Origin of the sequence: Hyphomonas oceanitis SCH89 (assembly GCF_000685295.1) — a bacterium.
Lineage (GTDB): Bacteria > Pseudomonadota > Alphaproteobacteria > Caulobacterales > Hyphomonadaceae > Hyphomonas > Hyphomonas oceanitis.
The window spans coordinates 1-555 of record NZ_ARYL01000163.1 but is presented as its reverse complement, the minus strand read 5'-3'; the positions used below and the strand labels follow the sequence as shown (position 1 = coordinate 555).

1 protein-coding gene is annotated in these 555 nt (G+C 62.5%); it reads left to right on the top strand.

The window, feature by feature from the left end; genetic code table 11:
• Window positions 1-2 precede the first annotated feature (2 nt).
• On the top strand, window positions 3-555 hold a 553-nt coding region (locus tag HOC_RS20745; RefSeq protein WP_035542781.1), incomplete at its 3' end, for an IS256 family transposase.

Genomic DNA, 555 nt, shown 5'->3' with positions numbered 1-555 from the left:
CGATGACCGAAGACAGATTGGCTTTATTCGAACTGATTGACCAGAGCGCAGACAACGACCTGGTGCGCGATATGCTGGCCTTTGCGGCCGGGCGGATGATGGAGATGGAAGTGGAGGCGCGCACGGGCGCGGCTCCCGGTGCCCGCTCCGCAGATCGCAAGGCTTACAGGAATGGCTACCGGGAGAGAGTCTGGGAAACCCGGGCTGGCCGGATCGATCTCGACATCCCGAAGCTGCGTAAGGGGACCTACTTTCCGTCGTTCCTCGAGCCCCGCCGCACGGCCGAGAAGGCGCTGACGGCTGTCATACAGGAGGCCTACATCAAGGGTATCTCCACACGCGCCGTCGATGACCTGGTCAAGGCGATGGGCGGCACCGGCATCTCGAAGAGCCAGGTCAGCCGGCTCTGTGAGGAGATCGACGAGCGCGTCCAGGCCTTCCTGAACCGCCCTATTGAAGGTGAGTGGCCCTATCTGTGGATCGACGCCACCTACATCAAAAGCCGGCAAGGAGGGCGTATCGTATCGACCGCTGCCATAGTGGCTGTCGGGGCCA